The organism is Pseudomonas syringae group sp. J254-4 (assembly GCF_032586855.1).
GTDB classification, from domain to species: Bacteria; Pseudomonadota; Gammaproteobacteria; order Pseudomonadales; family Pseudomonadaceae; genus Aquipseudomonas; species Aquipseudomonas amygdali.
Map to the genome: position 1 here is coordinate 202,660 of NZ_JAWHOO010000003.1, position 18,063 is coordinate 220,722.

Sequence of the window (18,063 nt, forward strand, 5' to 3'; positions counted from 1 at the left end):
TTATTGCCCTAGCTTCAGGCGAGCAGTTTCGCCGCTGGTAAAAGGTGCCACGTCTACAGGCTGACCGTTGTAGCTGACCTGCGCGCCGCGCGCGTAGCCCAGACGCAGGGTCAACGGCGGCTTGCCGCTGACGTCCAGGCTGTCGCCCTTGCGCTTGAGGCCGCTGACCAGCACCTTGCCGTTTCCGTCAGTAACCTGGGTCCAGCAATCGGCGACGAACTGCACAGTAACCTGACCGGCCCCGGCCATGACTGGCGCTGGCTGCTCGGCTGGTGCAGTCGGCATCGACGGTACGGTCGGCGCAGCAACAGGCGCTTGTGGAGCATTTGCAGGCGGCGTAGTGGCGGCCGGTGTCTGTGCCTGCGCAGGCGCATGACTCGTAACACCTGCAACAGGAGCGGCAGGTGCGGCGCTCGGCGATTCACTGGCAGGCGCGCCGGTGTTCAACGGCAGCGAAGTCTGTCCGGCAGCAGGCGTTTCAGCCACTGCTGGCTCTTCCGGCTCGTCCAGCGGGTGAATCTGAGTGGTGCCGTCGGCGCTTTCGACTTCGACGTGCTCCATGTTCAGCCCGGACTGATCCCTGCCGCGCAAGGAGGCCTGATCCTGCCACCAGAAGAAACCGCCACCGACCAGAAGCACCAGCAACAACAGGCTGACGATACGCAGGATGTTGTGTGAAAGCCTGACCGGCTCTTCGATACGGCCCAGTGCGTGGACGGAACTGCCCTTGCCATCGGTGCCGGTGAACTGGTCGAACTGTTCGACCAGCGCCGCCTGATCAAGGTCAAGCAGTTTGGCGTAGGCGCGTACATACCCCCGGGCAAACGTGTGCCCAGGCAGTTTTTCAAAATGACCGTTCTCCAGATTGCTCAGGGAGGTCACGGTGAGGTTCAGTCTCAAAGCCACATCTGGCAGCGACCAGCTCCTGCTCTCGCGGACCTGGCGCAGGGTTTCTCCAGGGTTCACGCGGGTGGTTGCTACAACTTCGGGATGCGCCGCTTTCATCATTGCTCCGACAGGTATTGCTGATATTCCGGCGTACCGGGATAGAGTCTTTTCAACAGCAGACCAAAACTGGCCGCCTTGTTACGATCATCATAGATCTTCGCCAAGCGTGTACCGAGCAATAGACTACGTGCATTTTGCTCGCTGAGTTGGCTAAAACGGTCGTAATAATCACGCGCCGGCACATATTGCTTGTCTTCGTAGGACATCTGCGCCATTTCCAGCAGCGACCTTGGCAACTGACGGTCCAGGCGCAACGCCTTGGTAAAATGCTCACGGGCCTGATCGCGGTTACCCAGCTTCAGCGAAGTCATACCCAGGCTCTCAAAGACCCGCGACCGCTCAGGATACAGGTTGTCGGCAGCGGCCTGCTCAAAACGCTCGTAGGCTTCCTTGTAACGCTTTTGTTCGAACAGAAAACTGCCGTAATTATTGACGATGCGTGTTTCGTTGTTACTGGAGGCCAGCGCCTTGCGAAAGTACTGCTCTGCAAGCTCCGGCTCCATCTCGGTCTGGAACACCAGCGCCAGCGCGGCATTGGCCTGCGCGTCGGAACTGTCCAGTTCGAGCGCCTTTTTCAGCGGAACCTTGGCGCGCTCGGTCTGCCCCTGCTGAAAGTAACCCAGCCCGAGCTGCACGTACGCTCTGCGCGCTTCCTCACGCCCCTGCGCCGTTGTCAGCGGGTTGACGTTGCCGGTGGATACGCACGCCGTCAGCAGCATGAAAACACATAGCAGCAGCGAGGCACGCACAGACATGGAGTCTCTCTCGATCAGGTTGGCAGTCAGGTTCGAGTCGCCGCAACCGGGGCCGTCTCGGTCTCGGCGCTCAACTCACGCACAGCAATGTAGCGTTCACTACGGCGCGTACGGTCCATCACCTGCCCGACCAACTGGCCGCATGCAGCATCAATGTCTTCACCGCGCGTGGTGCGCACAGTGACGTTATAACCAGCCTGATGCAACAGGTCCTGAAAACGACGGATCGCATTATTGCTGGGACGCTCGTAACCGGAGTGCGGAAACGGGTTGAACGGGATCAGGTTGATCTTGCAAGGCGTGCCCTTGAGCAGCTCGATCATCTCGACGGCGTGTTCAACCTTGTCGTTGATGTCCTTGAGCATGGTGTACTCGATGGTGAGCACACGCTTTTCGCCCAGACTGGACATGTAACGGCGGCAGGAATCAAGGAGCATTTGCAGCGGGTATTTCTTGTTGATCGGCACCAACTGGTTACGCAGCGCATCGTTCGGTGCGTGCAGCGACAAGGCCAGGGAAACGTCGATATGCTTGGAAAGCTCATCGATCATCGGTACCACGCCGGAGGTGGACAACGTCACCCGGCGCTTTGAAATGCCATACCCCAGGTCATCCATCATCAGATGCATGGCGGCAATGACATTGTCGAAGTTCAGCAGCGGCTCACCCATGCCCATCATCACCACGTTGGTGATGGCACGGTCGACGGTCGCCGGTACGCTGCCAAAGGATTTGTTGGCAATCCACACCTGACCGATGACTTCGGCGGCGGTGAGGTTGCTGTTGAAGCCTTGCTTGCCGGTGGAGCAGAAACTGCAATCCAGGGCACAGCCCGCCTGGGACGAAACACACAAGGTGCCCCGCTTGCCCTGCGGGATATAGACGGTCTCGACGCAGCTGCCGGACTCTACGCGCACGACCCATTTACGGGTTCCGTCGCTGGAGATGTCCTCGCTGACCACTTCAGGACCGCGAACCTCGGCACACGCCTTGAGCTTTTCGCGCAGGGCCTTGCTGACGTTCGTCATTGCGTCGAAATCATCGACGCCGAAGTGGTGAATCCACTTCATGACCTGACCGGCACGGAAGCGCTTCTCCCCGATAGAGTCGAAGAATTTCTCCATTTCCTGTTGAGTAAGCCCCAGCAGGTTGGTTTTACCAGTCGATGCAATCATGAATTCACCCTTCACTCGTCAGTCAAAAATGACTTAGCGAGCGGTTACTTCGGTAGCTGCGAAGAAGTACGAGATTTCGCGAGCTGCGGCGGCTTCCGAATCGGAGCCGTGAACAGCGTTGGCGTCGATGGAATCAGCGAAATCAGCGCGGATGGTGCCGGCAGCAGCTTCTTTAGGGTTGGTAGCGCCCATCAGCTCACGGTTCAGAGCGATAGCGTTTTCGCCTTCCAGAACCTGAACGACAACCGGACCGGAGATCATGAAGGCAACCAGGTCACCGAAGAAACCACGAGCGCTGTGCTCAGCGTAGAAACCTTCAGCTTCGGCCTTGGACAGCTGCTTCAGCTTGGAAGCGACAACGCGCAGACCGGCTTTTTCGAAACGAGTGGTGATCTCGCCGATTACGTTCTTGGCAACGGCGTCAGGCTTGATGATGGAGAAAGTACGTTGAACAGCCATGGTGAAACTCCAGAAGCAGTGATTGAAGCGAAAAATTAAACCCGCGAATTATACGCGGGTTCTGGTGTATTGCCTAACTGCGTACGTTACTGAACGTCAATCCAGCTCTTCGATCCATAACCCCTGGATCGCCTCGAGAACCTTTTCCCCGCTGCGCGCAGGATCGTCATCGAATTCAGGCAGGGCAATCACAAGATCGCGCAGCCTGGGGAAACTCACCGCAAGCGGATTGATATCCGTATGGCGTTCGGCCAGCAGGATGGCAATTTCCCGCACATCGACCCATTTGAGACTCATGAGCAATCCTTGAATCAGTGTGGCGCTTCAGCAGCGTGGTTGAGCGAATACTTGGGTATTTCTACGGTCAGGTCTTCAGTGCCGACAATTGCCTGACAGGATAGACGCGATTGCGCTTCCAGGCCCCAGGCTTTGTCGAGCATGTCTTCTTCCAGCTCGTCCGCTTCATTGAGCGAATTGAAGCCTTCGCGAATGACGCAGTGACAGGTGGTGCAGGCACACACGCCACCACAGGCGCTTTCAATCTCGATGTGGTGCTCGTGGGCAATATCGAGAATAGACGTGCCCGGCTCCACTTCTACAACCAGCCCGTCCGGGCAATGCTCGGCGTGGGGCAGAAAAATCACCTGCGGCATCAGTTATTCCTCAATATCATTCAAGTTGCGCCCGGCCAGCGCGGCTTTTACCGTCGAATCAAGGCGTCGGGCAGCAAATGCGTCGGTCACCTGCGACAGACGCTTGGTCTGCTGCTCGATGGCATAACCATCGGTGCCTTGCATCAATTCACGTAATTCGTCCATCTGCAGGTTGATGACCAGACGCTCTTCTTCGTCGAGAAGACGCTCACCATCAGCCTCAAGGGCACCTTGAACCGCTTCGAGCAAGCGCTCGGCGTCGACCTGGTGCTCACGCAGCACACGAGCGACTTTGTCGTCGCCGGCATACTCGAAGGAGTCCTTGAGCATGCGGGTGACTTCGTCATCGGTCAGCCCGTAGGAAGGCTTGACCTGAATGCTCGACTCGATACCCGAGCCCATTTCACGCGCCGAAACGCTGAGCAGACCATCCGCATCGACCTGGAAGGTGACACGAATCTTTGCCGCACCCGCGACCATCGGCGGGATGCCACGCAGCTCGAAGCGCGCCAGCGAACGACAGTCGCTGATCAATTCGCGCTCGCCCTGCAGGACATGAATCTTCATGGCCGTCTGGCCATCCTTGTACGTGGTGAATTCCTGACCACGTGCCACAGGGATGGTGGTGTTGCGCGGAATGACCTTCTCCATCAGCCCGCCCATGGTTTCCAGCCCCAGCGAGAGCGGGATCACATCGAGCAGTAGCAGTTCACCACCATCACGCTTGTTGCCTGCCAGAGTATCGGCCTGGATCGCAGCCCCGATGGCCACCACTTGATCCGGGTCAATCTCGGTCAATGGCTGACGACCAAACAGCTCGGCGACAGCCTCGCGCACACGCGGAACACGGGTCGAACCACCCACCATGACCACCGCCTCGACTTCTTCAAGCTCGATACCGGTATCACGCACCGCACGACGACACGCCTTGAGACTGCGCGCGATCATGGGTTCGATCAGCGCATTGAGCGCATCGCGAGTCAGGGTGCCACGCCAGTCACCATAGGCGACCTCAACAGACTCGGCGTCAGTCAGCGCTTCCTTGGCCGAGCACGCAGCCTGCAGCAGGCTGCGTTGCGCGGAAGGGTCGATATCGGCAGACAGACCGGCATCAGTGACAATCCAGTTGGCTATCGCATGATCGAAGTCATCGCCACCCAGAGCGGTATCGCCGCCAGTGGCCAGTACTTCAAACACACCGCCGGTCAGGCGCAGGATCGAGATGTCGAAGGTTCCGCCGCCCAGATCATAGATGGCAACCACACCTTCGGCTTTCTGATCCAGGCCATAGGCAACGGCAGCAGCCGTTGGCTCATTAAGCAGGCGCAACACATTGAGGCCGGCAAGTCTGGCGGCATCCTTGGTCGCCTGGCGCTGAGAGTCGTCGAAATAAGCAGGCACGGTAATCACCGCCCCCACCAGTTCGCCACCCAGCGTGGACTCGGCGCGTTGGCGCAGGACCTTGAGAATGTCGGCAGACACTTCGACCGGGCTTTTCGGCCCCTGCACGGTGTCGATGAACGGCATGTGCGACTCGCCGCCAACAAAGCGATAAGGCAGTTGCTCGCCCAATTGCTTGACGTCAGTCAGCCCGCGACCCATTAGGCGCTTGACCGACAGAACGGTGTTGAACGGGTCCTGGGAAGCAGCGACTTTCGCTGACTGCCCCACTTCGACACGATCAGCGTGATAGCGCACGGCGGACGGCAGAATGACCTGCCCTTCTGCATCGGCCAGCGGTTCGGACAGGCCGCTGCGCACTGCAGCAACCAGAGAATTGGTAGTACCCAGGTCGATACCCACAGCCAGACGACGCTGGTGCGGTTGAGGACTCAGGCCGGGTTCGGCGATCTGCAGTAAAGCCATGCTGTTCAGAATAATCACTGGCGCGCGACCGAAGCCGCGCGGGGTTAATCGTCGAGGCGCTCTTCTAACTGGCGCACTTCGTGAGAGAGCTTGTCGAGAAACTGCATACGCCGCATCAGCTTTTCAGCGTGCTCGCGTTGTGCAGCATCATTCCAACAGGCCGCGAAGCTCTGGTTCAGCTCGTCCTGAGCGACCTTGAGCTGACGCTTGAAGGTCGCAACGCCAGCGAGATCAGCCTCTTCCTGCAAGTCCTCAAGGTCTTCGCGCAATTGCATCTGCTGCAGAAGAAACTCGGGATCATGCACCGTGACTTCGAGCGGCACTTCGTTGCCGTTCATTGCCAGCAGGTAGCGCGCCCTTTTCGGCGGGCTTTTCAGGGTTTGATAAGCCTCGTTGAGACTGGCCGAACGCTCCAGCGCCACACGCTGCTCACGCTCTGGGGCATCCGCAAAGCGATCCGGATGCACGTTGCGCGCAAGCTCACGGTAACGAGTGCCCAACTGGTCAAGATCAAGCTGAAACTCGGGCTTGAGATCGAACAGGGCGAAGTGACAGGGAGTACCCACAATAAAAGCCTCAGACGTTGAAGCTTTCGCCACAGCCGCACTCACCGCGCGAGTTGGGGTTGTTGAACTTGAAGCCTTCATTCAACCCTTCACGCACGAAGTCGAGCTCGGTGCCATCCAGATAGACCAGACTCTTCGGGTCAATGATCACCTTGACGCCGTGCATTTCAAACACAGTGTCTTCGCCAGCCGCCTCATCGACGAACTCAAGCACATAGGCAAGACCTGAACAGCCTGTGGTGCGAACACCCAGACGAACGCCATCACCCTTGCCGCGTCCTTCAAGGGAACGTCGTACGTGGTTAGCGGCAGCTTCTGTCATGCTGATAGCCATCGGAACTCCTTAGCCTGTTGCATTAGCCTGTTGCAGTTGACTCTGTAGCAAGCTTCTCTTGAAAAGCCTGCCTGCTTACAGCAGACCTTTCTTCTGCTTGTAATCGCGAACGGCGGCCTTGATGGCGTCTTCAGCGAGTACCGAGCAGTGAATCTTGACCGGCGGCAGCGCCAGCTCTTCAGCCAGCTGAGTGTTCTTGATGGTCTCTGCTTCATCCAGAGTCTTGCCCTTCATCCACTCGGTCGCCAGCGAGCTGGAAGCAATGGCCGAACCGCAGCCGTAGGTCTTGAACTTGGCGTCTTCGATAACGCCCTGCTCGTTGACCTTGATCTGCAAACGCATTACGTCGCCGCACGCTGGAGCGCCGACCATGCCGGTGCCGACATCAGGATCTTCCGCGTTCATCTTGCCGACGTTACGTGGGTTCTCGTAGTGGTCGATGACCTTTTCGCTGTAAGCCATGATTCTATTCCTCTCACATCAGGGAGCCGCTCTGCAGGTCACGCGCAATTGCACATGACCTGTGTTGGAGGCGACTTTAAATTAGTGCGCCGCCCACTCGATCTTGGAGATGTCGACGCCGTCTTTGAACATGTCCCACAGCGGCGAAAGTGTGCGCAGCCGGGTGACAGCCTCGCAAACCTTCTGCGCGGCGTAATCGATTTCTTCTTCAGTGCTGAAACGGCCGAAGGTGAAACGAATCGAGCTGTGCGCCAGCTCATCGTTGCGACCCAGGGCACGCAGCACATACGAAGGCTCAAGCGAGGCCGAGGTACAGGCCGAACCGGACGATACCGCCAGATCCTTGAGCGCCATGATCAGCGACTCGCCTTCGACGTAGTTGAAGCTCAGGTTCAGGTTGTGCGGTACGCGTGCAGTCAGGCTGCCGTTGACGTACAGCTCTTCCAGATTTTCGACCTGCTTGAAGAAACGATCGCTGAGTGCCTTGATGCGCACGTTTTCAGCAGCCATTTCTTCCTTGGCAATGCGGAATGCTTCGCCCATACCGACGATCTGGTGGGTCGCTAGAGTACCGGAACGCATGCCACGCTCGTGACCGCCGCCGTGCATGGTCGCTTCAAGGCGAACACGCGGCTTGCGGCTGACGTAGAGCGCGCCGATACCTTTAGGACCATAGGTCTTGTGCGCCGAGAACGACATGAGGTCAACCTTGAGGCTGGCCAGATCGATTTCAACCTTGCCGGTCGACTGCGCGCCGTCAACGTGGAACAGCACGCCACGCGAACGGGTCAGTTCACCGATCGCAGCGATGTCGTTGATAGTGCCGATCTCATTGTTCACATGCATGACCGAAACCAGGATGGTGTCGTCGCGCAGTGCCGCTTCAATCATGGCAGGCGTGATCAGACCGTCTTCACCTGGCTCGATGTAGGTAACTTCGAAACCTTCGCGTTCAAGCTGGCGAGTGGTGTCGAGGACAGCCTTGTGTTCGACCTTCGACGTGATCAGGTGCTTGCCTTTGCTGGCGTAGAAATGCGCAACACCTTTAATAGCCAGGTTGTTGGATTCAGTGGCACCCGAGGTCCAGACGATTTCGCGCGGATCGGCGTTGACCAGATCAGCGACCTGACGACGAGCGTTCTCGACCGCTTCTTCGGCTTTCCAGCCAAAGACGTGGGAGCGCGAGGCCGGGTTGCCGAAGTTTCCTTCGACGGTCAGGCATTCGATCATTTTCTGCGCGACACGCGGATCGACCGGGGTCGTCGCGGAGTAGTCGAGGTAAATTGGCAATTTCATTGAAGCTCTCCTATCAGGCAGGCGCACCGCTCATTCATCTGCGTTCATTCGACGGCGGACGTTTCGATCTTACCCAGTTGCGACATGTGGTTATGACCACGGCGCATATCCTGGCGCTGAGCGACTTCTTGTACCTCACGGCGAGTGACAAGATCCGCCAAGCTGATACCGCTTAGAAATTCGTGAATCTGCTGGCTCAGGTCGCACCACAAGTGGTGGGTCAGGCAGGTATCGCCAGCGTGGCAATCGCCCAGACCCTGACAGCGCGTGGCGTCGACCGATTCATTGACCGCGTCGACAACCTGAGCCACCTGGATGCCTTTCATGTCGCGCGACAGCTGGTAACCACCACCCGGGCCACGAACACTGGAAACCAGATTGCCGCGACGCAGCTTGGCGAACAGCTGCTCGAGGTAGGACAGGGAAATGCCCTGCCGCTCGGAGATGTCGGCCAGAGACACTGGCCCGTTCTGCGCGTGCAACGCCAGGTCAAGCATGGCTGTTACAGCGTATCGGCCTTTAGTAGTCAGTCGCATGGCGTATACCGCAGAGGTTCGGAATGAGAGCGAGTATGCTATTCCCGAGTAAAAGAGTCAACTATTAGACCAAGTAAAACAGTCGGGATTAGCGAAAAGTGCGGGCTGCATCATAGCAAAGGTGCGACGTAATGGCACGCGTCACACCGCCGTGCCACCTAGCCAACCTTGCCTTCGTGACGATCCTTGACGCAGTCGAATACTTCATCACGCAGCTCGGGAAGGTCTTTGGCGCAGTAATCGCTGCCCAGCCTGCCGAGCGCATCGCACATGCCCTCGAGGCGACCGTCGACCGCCTGCAAATGGTCGAGCAACTGGCCAATGGCGCGAGCGATAGGGTCCGGCATGTCGGCGCTGACGCCATATGCGTCGAAACCGAGCTTTTCAGCCATGACCTTGCGCCGGGCTTCGGTTTCATCGTCGGACTTGACGATGATGCGCCCCGGAATGCCCACGGCCGTTGCCCCCGCAGGCACCGCCTTGGTCACCACTGCGTTGGAACCAATCTTGGCACCGGCACCCACCGTGAACGGCCCGAGCACCTTGGCACCCGCCCCCACCACGACGCCGTCTTCCAGCGTCGGGTGACGCTTGCCGGCATTCCAGCTGGTACCGCCCAGGGTCACGCCCTGGTAAAGCGTCACGTCATTGCCGATCTCGGCGGTTTCGCCGATCACGATGCCCATGCCGTGGTCAATGAAAAAACGGCGACCGATGCGCGCCCCCGGGTGGATCTCGATACCGGTCATCCAGCGACCAAAGTTGGAGACCAGCCGCGCGAGCCACTTCCAGCCGTTGCGCCACAGAATGTGCGCAAAGCGGTGCAACCATATGGCATGCATGCCCGGATAGCAGGTCAGCACCTCAAAGGCATTGCGCGCAGCAGGGTCGCGATGGAATACGCTTTGAATGTCTTCTCGCAGACGCTTGAACATTACTGATCCTTCCGCTTGTAGGGCTCACCGCGTGCGGCTTTCTGGGTTTCGGTGAGCACACCGCGCAGGATACTCAGCTCGGATCGCTCGACCTCGCTACGCCCGTACAGCCTGCGCAGTCGTGCCATCAGATGACGCGGCTTTTCCGGATCAAGGAAACCGATGGCCACAAGCGTCGCTTCGAGGTGCGTGTAAAAGCCTTCCATCTCATCCATCGTCGCCAGCTCGGCATTATGCGCCGAGACCGCTCTGGGCGTTTCGCCCTGCTCTGACTGTGCCGAAGCCGCCAGCCAGGCCATGCGCACTTCGTAGCTGAGCACCTGTACAGCCGCAGCAAGGTTCAGCGAGCTGAACCCGGGGTCCGACGGGATGTGCACATGGAAGTGGCAACGCTGCAGCTCTTCATTGGTCAGCCCTGCGTGCTCGCGACCGAAGACCAGCGCCACTTCCGCGCCCTCTCCGGCCTGCTCGATGACTTTCTCACCGGACGCGCGCGGATCGAGCAACGGCCACGGCAGGCTGCGATCACGCGCGCTGGTGCCGAGCACCAGACGACAGCCGACCAACGCGCCTTCAAGGGTCGCAACAACCTGCGCACCTTCAAGAATATCGGTGGCACCTGACGCACGCGCATCGGCATCAGGCGAAGGAAAGATGCGCGGATCGACCAGCACCAGACGCGAAAGCCCCATGTTTTTCATGGCGCGAGCGGCCCCGCCGATATTTCCGGGATGGGTAGTGCCGACCAGGACAACACGAATGTTCTGCAACAAAGCGAACGCTCACTGACGCGAATTAGGGGGGCAAATCTTACAGAAACGGTTCGACTAACGCTATGAAGCTGTGCGGGCCGGAAGATCGGAACTGACCGCTTGTGACATGAAAAAATCCACACGAACCCGACAACCGTGACAACGCAAGGCTGGAAATAATTCGAATCAGCCCATAGAATGCCCGGCTCTCTTTAACAACCTTAGGTGAATTGTCCATGCAGCCCATGCTGAATATCGCGCTGCGCGCCGCCCGCAGCGCCAGCGAATTGATTTTCCGCTCCATCGAGCGCTTGGATACCATCAAGGTTGACGAAAAAGAAGCCAAAGACTACGTCACAGAGATCGACCGCGCCGCCGAACAGAGCATCATTACCGCTCTGCGCAAGGCCTACCCGACTCACGGCATCCTTGGCGAAGAAAGCGGCCTGCACGAAGGCAGCGGCGAAGGCACCGACTACCTGTGGATCATCGACCCGCTGGACGGCACTACCAACTTCGTTCGCGGCATCCCGCACTTTGCGGTCAGCATCGCCTGCAAATATCGCGGTCGCCTTGAGCACGCTGTTGTTCTGGACCCGGTCCGCCAGGAAGAATTCACCGCCAGCCGTGGTCGCGGCGCTGCCCTGAACGGTCGCCGTCTGCGCGTCAGCCAGCGCAAGAGCCTGGAAGGCGCACTGCTCGGCACCGGCTTCCCGTTCCGTGACAACCAGATGGACAACATCGAGAACTACCTGGGCATGTTCCGCAGCCTGGTAGGCCAGACCGCCGGCATCCGCCGCGCAGGCGCTGCAAGCCTCGACCTGGCTTATGTCGCTGCCGGTCGCTTCGATGCGTTCTGGGAGTCGGGCCTGTCCGAATGGGACATGGCAGCGGGCGCTCTGTTGATTCAGGAAGCAGGCGGTCTGGTCAGCGATTTCACCGGTGGTCACGACTTCCTCGAGAAAGGCCACATCGTTGCGGGCAACACCAAATGCTTCAAGGCCGTGCTGACCGCAATCGCACCGCACCTGCCGCCTTCGCTCAAACGCTAAGCTGCAGACATAAAAAAACCGGCGAAAGCCGGTTTTTTTATGTCTTCTGAAGCTCAGCGGCTGGCGTTACTGCGCCTGACCCAATATCAGCTGACCGTTCTTGTCGACCGGAATCTGGCTACCCGGATCACGCTCCATACGAACCTGACCCACTTTCTCGTTCAACTTGTATTTGACGTTGTAACCCACAACCTTGTCGCTCACATCATTGACCGTCGTGCAGCGGTTCTGCGTAGTGGTGTAGGTATCACGCTCCTGCATGCCTTCCTGAACCTTGTTGCCCGCATAACCACCACCTACCGCACCCGCAACTGTAGCGATCTTCTTGCCGTTACCGCCACCGATCTGGTTAGCCAGCAAACCACCGGCAACCGCGCCAATAACGCTACCGACGATCTGATGCTGGTCCTTGACCGGCGCCTGACGGGTAACGGTTACGTCCTTGCAAACTTCACGGGGGGTTTTGATCTGCTGATTGATCGGCTCTACCGCCAATACATCCGCATACTCAGGACCACCCTTGACCAAGCTATAGGTGGCAACGGCGCCGCCAGCAGTCACTACAGCAGCACCTAACACAGCACCAACAAGCATAGACTTGTTCACTTGAACCTCCTGACCAATCGAAACGCAGCATGACTGCGCAATGCCTAGCCTTGGAGCATAAAAAAAGGCGCGAGTTCAGCACTCGCGCCTTTTTTATGATGGCCGGACCTACGGGAGGTCGTCAGCCTTCTCGACGACCACTGGAGGAATCAGGTCCTCGGTGGTCAGGTTCAGCCAGATCAGCACCACGTTGGCGATGTAGATGGACGAGTAGGTACCCGCCAGTACGCCGATGAACAACGCGATGGAGAAGCCTTCCAGGCTGTCACCGCCAAACACCCACAATGCCACGATCGCCAACAGGGTCGAAACCGAGGTGGCAATGGTGCGCAGCAGTGTCTGCGTGGTGGAGATGTTGACGTTCTCGATCAGCGAAGCCTTGCGCAGCAGACGGAAGTTTTCGCGTACCCGGTCGAAGACCACGATGGTGTCGTTCAGCGAGTAACCGATGATCGCCAGCACCGCCGCCAGCACCGTCAAGTCGAAGGTGATCTGGAAGAACGACAGGATACCCATCGTCACCACCACGTCGTGGATCAGCGACACGATCGCCCCGACTGCGAATTTCCACTGGAAGCGGAATGCCAGGTAAATCAGAACACCGCCCAGCGCCATCAGCATGCCGAGACCGCCCTGGTCGCGCAGCTCTTCACCGACCTGCGGGCCGACGAACTCGACACGCTTGACCACTGCCGGGTTATCGGCACCGGCCTTGCGCAGCGCCTCGGCAACCTGAGCGCCCAGTTGCGGATCCTCACCCGGCATGCGCACCAGCAAGTCAGTGGTGGCACCGAAGCTCTGTACAACGGCTTCGTGATAGCCCGCTGAAACCAGCTCCTGGCGAACCTTGCCCAGATCGGCTGGACGCTCGTAGGTCAGCTCGATGAGCGTACCGCCGGTGAAGTCCAGACCAAAGTTGAGCCCTTTATGGAACCAGCTGAACAGCGCCAGTGCGGTAAGGAGCATCGTGATGGCGAACGCAACATTGCGAACGCCCATGAAGTTGATGGTACGTAACATGGCAGCCCCTTAAATCCACAACTTCTTGAAGTCACGACCGCCGTAGATCAGGTTGACCATAGCGCGGGTCACCATGATGGCCGTGAACATCGAGGTAAAGATCCCGAGCGACATGGTCACCGCAAACCCTTTGACCGGGCCGGTGCCCATCGCAAAGAGAATGCCGCCGACCAGCAGCGTCGTCAGGTTGGCGTCGAGGATCGCCGTGTAGGCACGATCGAAACCTTCGTTGATAGCACGCTGGACCGTCATGCCGTTGGCGATCTCTTCACGAATACGCGAGAAGATCAGCACGTTGGCATCCACCGCCATACCCATGGTCAACACGATACCGGCGATACCTGGCAGGGTCAGTGTTGCACCCAGCAAGGACATCAGTGCCAGCAGCATGACCATGTTAAAGGCCAGTGCGACGGTCGCGATCAGACCGAAGAAGCGGTAGATCGCCATGATGAACAGCGAGACGAACAGCATGCCCCACAGGGAAGCATCGATACCCTTGGTGATGTTGTCGGCACCCAGGCTCGGGCCAATGGTGCGTTCTTCAGCGAAGTACATCGGTGCCGCCAGACCACCAGCACGCAACAGCAGCGCCAGTTCGGAAGATTCACCCTGACCGTTCAGACCGGTAATCCGGAACTGACTGCCCAGCGGCGACTGAATGGTCGCCAGACTGATGATTTTCTTTTCTTCCTTGAAGGTCTGCACCGGCACGTCTTTTTCGACGCCGTTGACCATCTGTTTGGTGTAGGTGGTGGTCGGACGCTGCTCGATGAAGATCACCGCCATGCTGCGACCCACATTGCTGCGGGTTGCGCGGCTCATCAGCTCGCCACCGTGGCCATCAAGATTGATGTTCACCTGTGGACGGCCATGCTCGTCGAAGCTGGCCTTGGCGTCAGTCACCTGATCGCCAGTGATGATCAGACCACGCTCCACCGCCGCTGCCGGACGACCGCCTTCGCGGAATTCGAACATCTCGGTGGTGCCTTTCGAATCATCCGGGCCTGCGCCCAGACGGAATTCGAGGTTGGCGGTCTTGCCCAGAATACGCTTGGCTTCGGCCGTGTCCTGCACACCCGGCAGCTCGACCACGATGCGGTTGGCACCCTGGCGCTGAACCAGCGGCTCGGCAACGCCCAGCTCGTTGACACGATTACGCACGGTAGTCAGGTTCTGCTTGATCGAGTATTCGCGAATCTCGGCCAGCTTGGCCGGCGTCAACGCCATGCGCAGTACGGGAATACCGTTCAGCTCGGCAGGCGTGATTTCGAAATCGGTGAAGGTCTTGCGCACCAGTGCACGAGCCTGCTCGCGCTCTGCGTCATCGGTAAAGCCCAGCTGAATCACATTGCCCAGTTGCGGCAGGCTGCGATAACGCACCTTTTCCTTGCGCAACAGGGATTTGACTTCGCCTTCATAAACCTTCAGACGTGCATCGATCGCCTTGTCCATGTCGACTTCCAGCAGGAAGTGCACACCACCGGACAGGTCGAGACCGAGCTTCATCGGGCTTGCACCCAGGTGACGCAACCAGGTCGGCGTGGTACGCGCCAGGTTCAGCGCAACGACATAGTCGTCACCCAACGCCTTGCGCACGACATCCTTGGCTGGCAACTGGTCTTCCTGCTTGCTCAGACGCAACAAACCGCCCTTGCCATTCTCGGCCAGAGAAGAAGCCTTGACCGAGATGCCGGCATCGGCAAGCGCCTTGGCTGCACGATCCACGTCTGCCTGATTGACTTGCAGTGCAGTGCTTGCACCGCTGATCTGGATGGCAGAATCATCAGGGTAGAGATTGGGTGCGGAATAAATAAAACCGACCACCAGCACCGCCAGGATCAGTATGTATTTCCACAGAGGGTATTTGTTCAGCATCACGCCGCCCGCTTAAAACGCGGGGCGCCTTGCGCGCCCCGTCGATGGGTAAAAAGTTACTGCTCAGATCGCTTTCAGGGTGCCTTTTGGCAGAGTGGCCGCGATGGCGCCCTTCTGGATTTTCAGCTCAACGGTGTCAGACACTTCGATCACTACGAAGTCGTCGGTCACTTTGTTGATCTTGCCCGCGATGCCGCCGCTGGTCACAACTTCATCGCCTTTCTGCAGGTTGCCCAGCAGGTTTTTCTGCTCTTTGGCGCGCTTGGCCTGTGGACGCCAGATCATCAGATAGAAGATGACCAGGAAGCCGACCAGAAAAATCCACTCGAAACCACTGCCCGCAGGACCGGCAGCCGGTGCAGCAGCATCCGCAAAAGCGGGAGAGATGAAAAAGCTCATTTGTCGCTCCAGTTACATAATTAGTATAAAAAGCAGGAAAAACTCGTTCTGTTTCAACCCAGAGGCGGCGTTGGAAGGCCGCGTTTGGCATAGAAGGCATCGACGAAGGCGGCCAATGTACCCTGTTGAATAGCCTCGCGCAAACCAGCCATAAGCAGCTGGTAGTGGCGCAAATTATGGATCGTATTCAGCATGCTCCCCAGCATTTCTCCGCACTTGTCCAGGTGATGCAGATAAGCGCGCGAGAAGTTCTTGCAGGTGTAGCAATCGCAGGTCGGATCCAGCGGCGAATTGTCGTGGCGATGGAACGCGTTACGGATTTTCAATACACCGGTATCGGTGAACAGATGGCCGTTGCGGGCGTTGCGGGTCGGCATCACGCAGTCGAACATGTCGACGCCACGGCGCACACCTTCGACCAGATCTTCCGGCTTGCCTACACCCATCAGGTAACGAGGTTTGTCTGCCGGCATGAGGCCTGGCAGGTAGTCCAGCACCTTGATCATCTCGTGCTTGGGCTCGCCCACCGACAGACCGCCAATCGCCAGACCGTCAAAGCCGATCTCATCCAGACCTTCCAGCGAACGCTTGCGCAGGTTCTCGTGCATGCCACCCTGAACAATGCCGAACAGCGCAGCAGTGTTTTCGCCATGCGCAACCTTGGAGCGCTTGGCCCAACGCAACGACAGCTCCATGGAGACACGCGCCACATCTTCGTCAGCCGGGTAAGGCGTACATTCGTCGAAGATCATCACGACGTCCGAGCCCAGATCACGCTGAACCTGCATCGACTCTTCAGGGCCCATGAACACCTTGGCACCATCAACCGGAGAGGCGAAGGTCACGCCCTCCTCCTTGATCTTGCGCATCGCGCCCAGGCTGAACACCTGAAAACCGCCGGAGTCAGTCAGAATCGGCCCCTGCCACTGCATGAAATCGTGCAGGTCACCGTGGCCCTTGATGACTTCGGTGCCGGGACGCAGCCACAGGTGAAACGTGTTGCCCAGAATCATCTGCGCACCGGTCGCCTCGATATCACGCGGCAGCATGCCCTTGACCGTGCCATAGGTGCCCACCGGCATGAACGCCGGGGTCTCGACCACACCACGCGGAAAGGTCAACCGACCGCGACGGGCCTTGCCGTCGGTGGCCAGCAATTCGAAAGACATACGACAGGTGCGACTCATGCGTGATCCTCTGGTGCCGATTCCTGTGGGGCCGTCGGCGCGGGATTGCGGGTGATGAACATCGCATCACCGTAACTGAAGAAGCGGTAGCCGTGCTCGATGGCCGCAGCATAAGCCGCCATCGTCTCGGGATAACCGGCGAACGCCGAAACCAGCATCAACAGCGTGGATTCAGGCAAATGAAAATTGGTCACCAGGGCATCGACCACATGAAATGGCCGGCCCGGATAGATGAAGATGTCGGTATCGCCACTGAACGGTTTCAGTTCGCCATCGCGCGCGGCACTCTCCAGCGAGCGCACGCTGGTGGTCCCGACGGCAACCACCCGCCCGCCCCGTGCACGGCATGCGGCCACAGCGTCGACCACGTCCTGGCCAACTTCCAGCCATTCGCTGTGCATGTGGTGATCTTCGATCTGCTCGACACGCACCGGCTGGAATGTACCCGCGCCGACGTGCAGCGTGACGAACGCAGTCTCGACGCCCTTGGCGGCAATCGCCTCGAGCAGCGGTTGATCGAAATGCAGGCCGGCAGTCGGTGCAGCCACAGCGCCTGCACGCTGCGCGTAAACGGTCTGATAACGCTCGCGGTCCGCGCCTTCATCCGGACGGTCTATATAAGGAGGCAACGGCATATGGCCGACACGCTCCAGCAACGGCAGCACTTCTTCGGCGAAGCGCAGTTCAAACAGCGCATCGTGCCGCGTCACCATCTCGGCCTCGCCACCGCCATCGATCAGAATCGACGAGCCAGGCTTGGGCGACTTGCTGGAACGCACATGCGCCAGCACACGATGGCTGTCCAGCACGCGCTCGACCAGAATCTCCAGCTTGCCGCCGGAGGCCTTTTGCCCGAACAGACGTGCGGGAATGACCCGGGTATTGTTGAACACCATCAAATCGCCCGGGCGCAGATGCTCGAGCAAATCGGTGAATTGACGATGTGCCAGCGCGCCAGTCGGCCCGTCGAGGGTCAACAGACGACTGCTGCGACGCTCGGCCAGTGGATGGCGAGCAATCAGGGAATCGGGGAGTTCGAAGGTAAAGTCAGCGACGCGCATGATCGGGTTCGTTTAGCAGGGCCGGGAAGTTTATCCGGTTTGGCGGCATTAGTAAAAAACCTG

At 58.8% G+C, this 18,063-nt stretch carries 21 protein-coding genes; 1 reads left to right on the forward strand and 20 read right to left on the reverse strand.

Annotation, left to right across the window (positions count from 1 at the left end; translation table 11 throughout):
• The 14 genes from RYB09_RS05950 to trmJ all read right to left on the reverse strand — a co-directional run bounded on the left by RYB09_RS05950 (position 1) and on the right by trmJ (position 10,818).
• The gene (locus RYB09_RS05950) at positions 1–1,005 is read right to left on the reverse strand and encodes a helix-turn-helix domain-containing protein (protein WP_058407385.1); all 1,005 of its coding nucleotides are present in this window, start codon (positions 1,003–1,005) and stop codon (positions 1–3) included.
• On the reverse strand, positions 1,005–1,763 hold the full coding sequence (pilW, locus tag RYB09_RS05955; protein WP_058399608.1) for a type IV pilus biogenesis/stability protein PilW: 759 nt from the start codon (positions 1,761–1,763) through the stop codon (positions 1,005–1,007). Before pilW ends, RYB09_RS05950 begins: the two co-directional genes overlap by 1 nt.
• A 26-nt stretch (positions 1,764–1,789) precedes the next feature.
• On the reverse strand, positions 1,790–2,938 hold the full coding sequence (rlmN, locus tag RYB09_RS05960; protein ID WP_316887642.1) for a 23S rRNA (adenine(2503)-C(2))-methyltransferase RlmN: 1,149 nt from the start codon (positions 2,936–2,938) through the stop codon (positions 1,790–1,792).
• Positions 2,939–2,971: 33 nt separating this feature from the next.
• Positions 2,972–3,397, reverse strand: a complete 426-nt coding sequence (gene ndk, locus RYB09_RS05965; protein WP_002552482.1) for a nucleoside-diphosphate kinase — start codon at positions 3,395–3,397, stop codon at positions 2,972–2,974.
• Between the two features lie 96 nt (positions 3,398–3,493).
• The gene (gene iscX / locus RYB09_RS05970; protein WP_057402251.1) at positions 3,494–3,694 is read right to left on the reverse strand and encodes a Fe-S cluster assembly protein IscX; all 201 of its coding nucleotides are present in this window, start codon (positions 3,692–3,694) and stop codon (positions 3,494–3,496) included.
• Between the two features lie 14 nt (positions 3,695–3,708).
• The gene (gene fdx, locus RYB09_RS05975) at positions 3,709–4,050 is read right to left on the reverse strand and encodes an ISC system 2Fe-2S type ferredoxin (RefSeq protein WP_057402252.1); all 342 of its coding nucleotides are present in this window, start codon (positions 4,048–4,050) and stop codon (positions 3,709–3,711) included.
• Positions 4,051–4,053: 3 nt separating this feature from the next.
• Complete coding sequence (gene hscA, locus RYB09_RS05980) at positions 4,054–5,916, reverse strand: Fe-S protein assembly chaperone HscA (protein WP_316887643.1); 1,863 nt, start codon at positions 5,914–5,916, stop codon at positions 4,054–4,056.
• A 44-nt stretch (positions 5,917–5,960) separates the two neighbouring features.
• Positions 5,961–6,482, reverse strand: coding sequence for a co-chaperone HscB (hscB, locus tag RYB09_RS05985; protein WP_004666077.1), 522 nt, complete (start codon positions 6,480–6,482; stop codon positions 5,961–5,963).
• A gap of 10 nt (positions 6,483–6,492) precedes the next feature.
• A complete protein-coding gene (gene iscA / locus RYB09_RS05990; protein ID WP_002552477.1) occupies positions 6,493–6,816 on the reverse strand; it encodes an iron-sulfur cluster assembly protein IscA in 324 nt (107 codons plus the stop codon).
• Positions 6,817–6,891: 75 nt separating this feature from the next.
• The gene (gene iscU / locus RYB09_RS05995; protein WP_002552476.1) at positions 6,892–7,278 is read right to left on the reverse strand and encodes a Fe-S cluster assembly scaffold IscU; all 387 of its coding nucleotides are present in this window, start codon (positions 7,276–7,278) and stop codon (positions 6,892–6,894) included.
• An 81-nt stretch (positions 7,279–7,359) separates the two neighbouring features.
• Positions 7,360–8,574, reverse strand: coding sequence for an IscS subfamily cysteine desulfurase (locus RYB09_RS06000; RefSeq protein WP_005760056.1), 1,215 nt, complete (start codon positions 8,572–8,574; stop codon positions 7,360–7,362).
• Between the two features lie 44 nt (positions 8,575–8,618).
• Complete coding sequence (iscR, locus tag RYB09_RS06005; protein WP_002552474.1) at positions 8,619–9,110, reverse strand: Fe-S cluster assembly transcriptional regulator IscR; 492 nt, start codon at positions 9,108–9,110, stop codon at positions 8,619–8,621.
• A 158-nt stretch (positions 9,111–9,268) separates the two neighbouring features.
• Positions 9,269–10,045 (reverse strand): serine O-acetyltransferase, encoded by a 777-nt coding sequence (gene cysE / locus RYB09_RS06010; protein WP_058407387.1) that lies wholly within the window; start codon positions 10,043–10,045, stop codon positions 9,269–9,271.
• Positions 10,045–10,818 (reverse strand): tRNA (cytosine(32)/uridine(32)-2'-O)-methyltransferase TrmJ, encoded by a 774-nt coding sequence (trmJ, locus tag RYB09_RS06015; protein WP_316887644.1) that lies wholly within the window; start codon positions 10,816–10,818, stop codon positions 10,045–10,047. Before trmJ ends, cysE begins: the two co-directional genes overlap by 1 nt.
• Positions 10,819–11,033: 215 nt before the next feature.
• On the opposite strand from trmJ, the gene suhB reads away from it, so the two are divergent.
• Positions 11,034–11,849, forward strand: a complete 816-nt coding sequence (gene suhB / locus RYB09_RS06020; RefSeq protein ID WP_002552472.1) for an inositol-phosphate phosphatase — start codon at positions 11,034–11,036, stop codon at positions 11,847–11,849.
• Between the two features lie 66 nt (positions 11,850–11,915).
• On the opposite strand, the gene RYB09_RS06025 is transcribed toward suhB, so the two are convergent.
• From RYB09_RS06025 to queA, 6 genes are all read right to left on the reverse strand, one after another.
• Complete coding sequence (locus tag RYB09_RS06025; protein WP_122259238.1) at positions 11,916–12,455, reverse strand: glycine zipper 2TM domain-containing protein; 540 nt, start codon at positions 12,453–12,455, stop codon at positions 11,916–11,918.
• 108 nt (positions 12,456–12,563) lie between these two features.
• Positions 12,564–13,475: a protein translocase subunit SecF gene (secF, locus tag RYB09_RS06030; RefSeq protein WP_316887645.1), complete on the reverse strand. Its 912-nt coding sequence runs from the start codon at positions 13,473–13,475 to the stop codon at positions 12,564–12,566.
• A gap of 9 nt (positions 13,476–13,484) precedes the next feature.
• Positions 13,485–15,353 carry a protein translocase subunit SecD gene (gene secD / locus RYB09_RS06035; RefSeq protein ID WP_058399602.1) on the reverse strand — a complete coding sequence of 623 codons (1,869 nt, stop codon included), beginning with the start codon at positions 15,351–15,353 and terminating at the stop codon, positions 13,485–13,487.
• Positions 15,354–15,416: 63 nt separating this feature from the next.
• Positions 15,417–15,752 carry a preprotein translocase subunit YajC gene (gene yajC, locus RYB09_RS06040; protein ID WP_002552468.1) on the reverse strand — a complete coding sequence of 112 codons (336 nt, stop codon included), beginning with the start codon at positions 15,750–15,752 and terminating at the stop codon, positions 15,417–15,419.
• A 53-nt stretch (positions 15,753–15,805) separates the two neighbouring features.
• Positions 15,806–16,921 (reverse strand): tRNA guanosine(34) transglycosylase Tgt, encoded by a 1,116-nt coding sequence (gene tgt, locus RYB09_RS06045; RefSeq protein ID WP_122320750.1) that lies wholly within the window; start codon positions 16,919–16,921, stop codon positions 15,806–15,808.
• A 14-nt stretch (positions 16,922–16,935) separates the two neighbouring features.
• Positions 16,936–18,000: a tRNA preQ1(34) S-adenosylmethionine ribosyltransferase-isomerase QueA gene (gene queA / locus RYB09_RS06050; protein ID WP_316887646.1), complete on the reverse strand. Its 1,065-nt coding sequence runs from the start codon at positions 17,998–18,000 to the stop codon at positions 16,936–16,938.
• Positions 18,001–18,063: the final 63 nt, after the last annotated feature.

What these genes read in the sequence shown, in the direction of transcription:
- yajC (WP_002552468.1), bottom strand. Translation starts at nt 15,752, where the DNA reads ATGAGCTTTTTCATCTCTCCCGCTTTTGCGGATGCTGCTGCACCGGCT.
- tgt (WP_122320750.1), bottom strand. Translation starts at nt 16,921, where the DNA reads ATGTCTTTCGAATTGCTGGCCACCGACGGCAAGGCCCGTCGCGGTCGG.
- iscX (WP_057402251.1), bottom strand. Translation starts at nt 3,694, where the DNA reads ATGAGTCTCAAATGGGTCGATGTGCGGGAAATTGCCATCCTGCTGGCC.
- ndk (WP_002552482.1), bottom strand. Translation starts at nt 3,397, where the DNA reads ATGGCTGTTCAACGTACTTTCTCCATCATCAAGCCTGACGCCGTTGCC.
- hscA (WP_316887643.1), bottom strand. Translation starts at nt 5,916, where the DNA reads ATGGCTTTACTGCAGATCGCCGAACCCGGCCTGAGTCCTCAACCGCAC.
- RYB09_RS05950 (WP_058407385.1), bottom strand. Translation starts at nt 1,005, where the DNA reads ATGAAAGCGGCGCATCCCGAAGTTGTAGCAACCACCCGCGTGAACCCT.
- queA (WP_316887646.1), bottom strand. Translation starts at nt 18,000, where the DNA reads ATGCGCGTCGCTGACTTTACCTTCGAACTCCCCGATTCCCTGATTGCT.
- cysE (WP_058407387.1), bottom strand. Translation starts at nt 10,045, where the DNA reads ATGTTCAAGCGTCTGCGAGAAGACATTCAAAGCGTATTCCATCGCGAC.
- RYB09_RS06000 (WP_005760056.1), bottom strand. Translation starts at nt 8,574, where the DNA reads ATGAAATTGCCAATTTACCTCGACTACTCCGCGACGACCCCGGTCGAT.
- pilW (WP_058399608.1), bottom strand. Translation starts at nt 1,763, where the DNA reads ATGTCTGTGCGTGCCTCGCTGCTGCTATGTGTTTTCATGCTGCTGACG.
- iscR (WP_002552474.1), bottom strand. Translation starts at nt 9,110, where the DNA reads ATGCGACTGACTACTAAAGGCCGATACGCTGTAACAGCCATGCTTGAC.
- secF (WP_316887645.1), bottom strand. Translation starts at nt 13,475, where the DNA reads ATGTTACGTACCATCAACTTCATGGGCGTTCGCAATGTTGCGTTCGCC.
- iscA (WP_002552477.1), bottom strand. Translation starts at nt 6,816, where the DNA reads ATGGCTATCAGCATGACAGAAGCTGCCGCTAACCACGTACGACGTTCC.
- iscU (WP_002552476.1), bottom strand. Translation starts at nt 7,278, where the DNA reads ATGGCTTACAGCGAAAAGGTCATCGACCACTACGAGAACCCACGTAAC.
- secD (WP_058399602.1), bottom strand. Translation starts at nt 15,353, where the DNA reads ATGCTGAACAAATACCCTCTGTGGAAATACATACTGATCCTGGCGGTG.
- rlmN (WP_316887642.1), bottom strand. Translation starts at nt 2,938, where the DNA reads ATGATTGCATCGACTGGTAAAACCAACCTGCTGGGGCTTACTCAACAG.
- fdx (WP_057402252.1), bottom strand. Translation starts at nt 4,050, where the DNA reads ATGCCGCAGGTGATTTTTCTGCCCCACGCCGAGCATTGCCCGGACGGG.
- suhB (WP_002552472.1), top strand. Translation starts at nt 11,034, where the DNA reads ATGCAGCCCATGCTGAATATCGCGCTGCGCGCCGCCCGCAGCGCCAGC.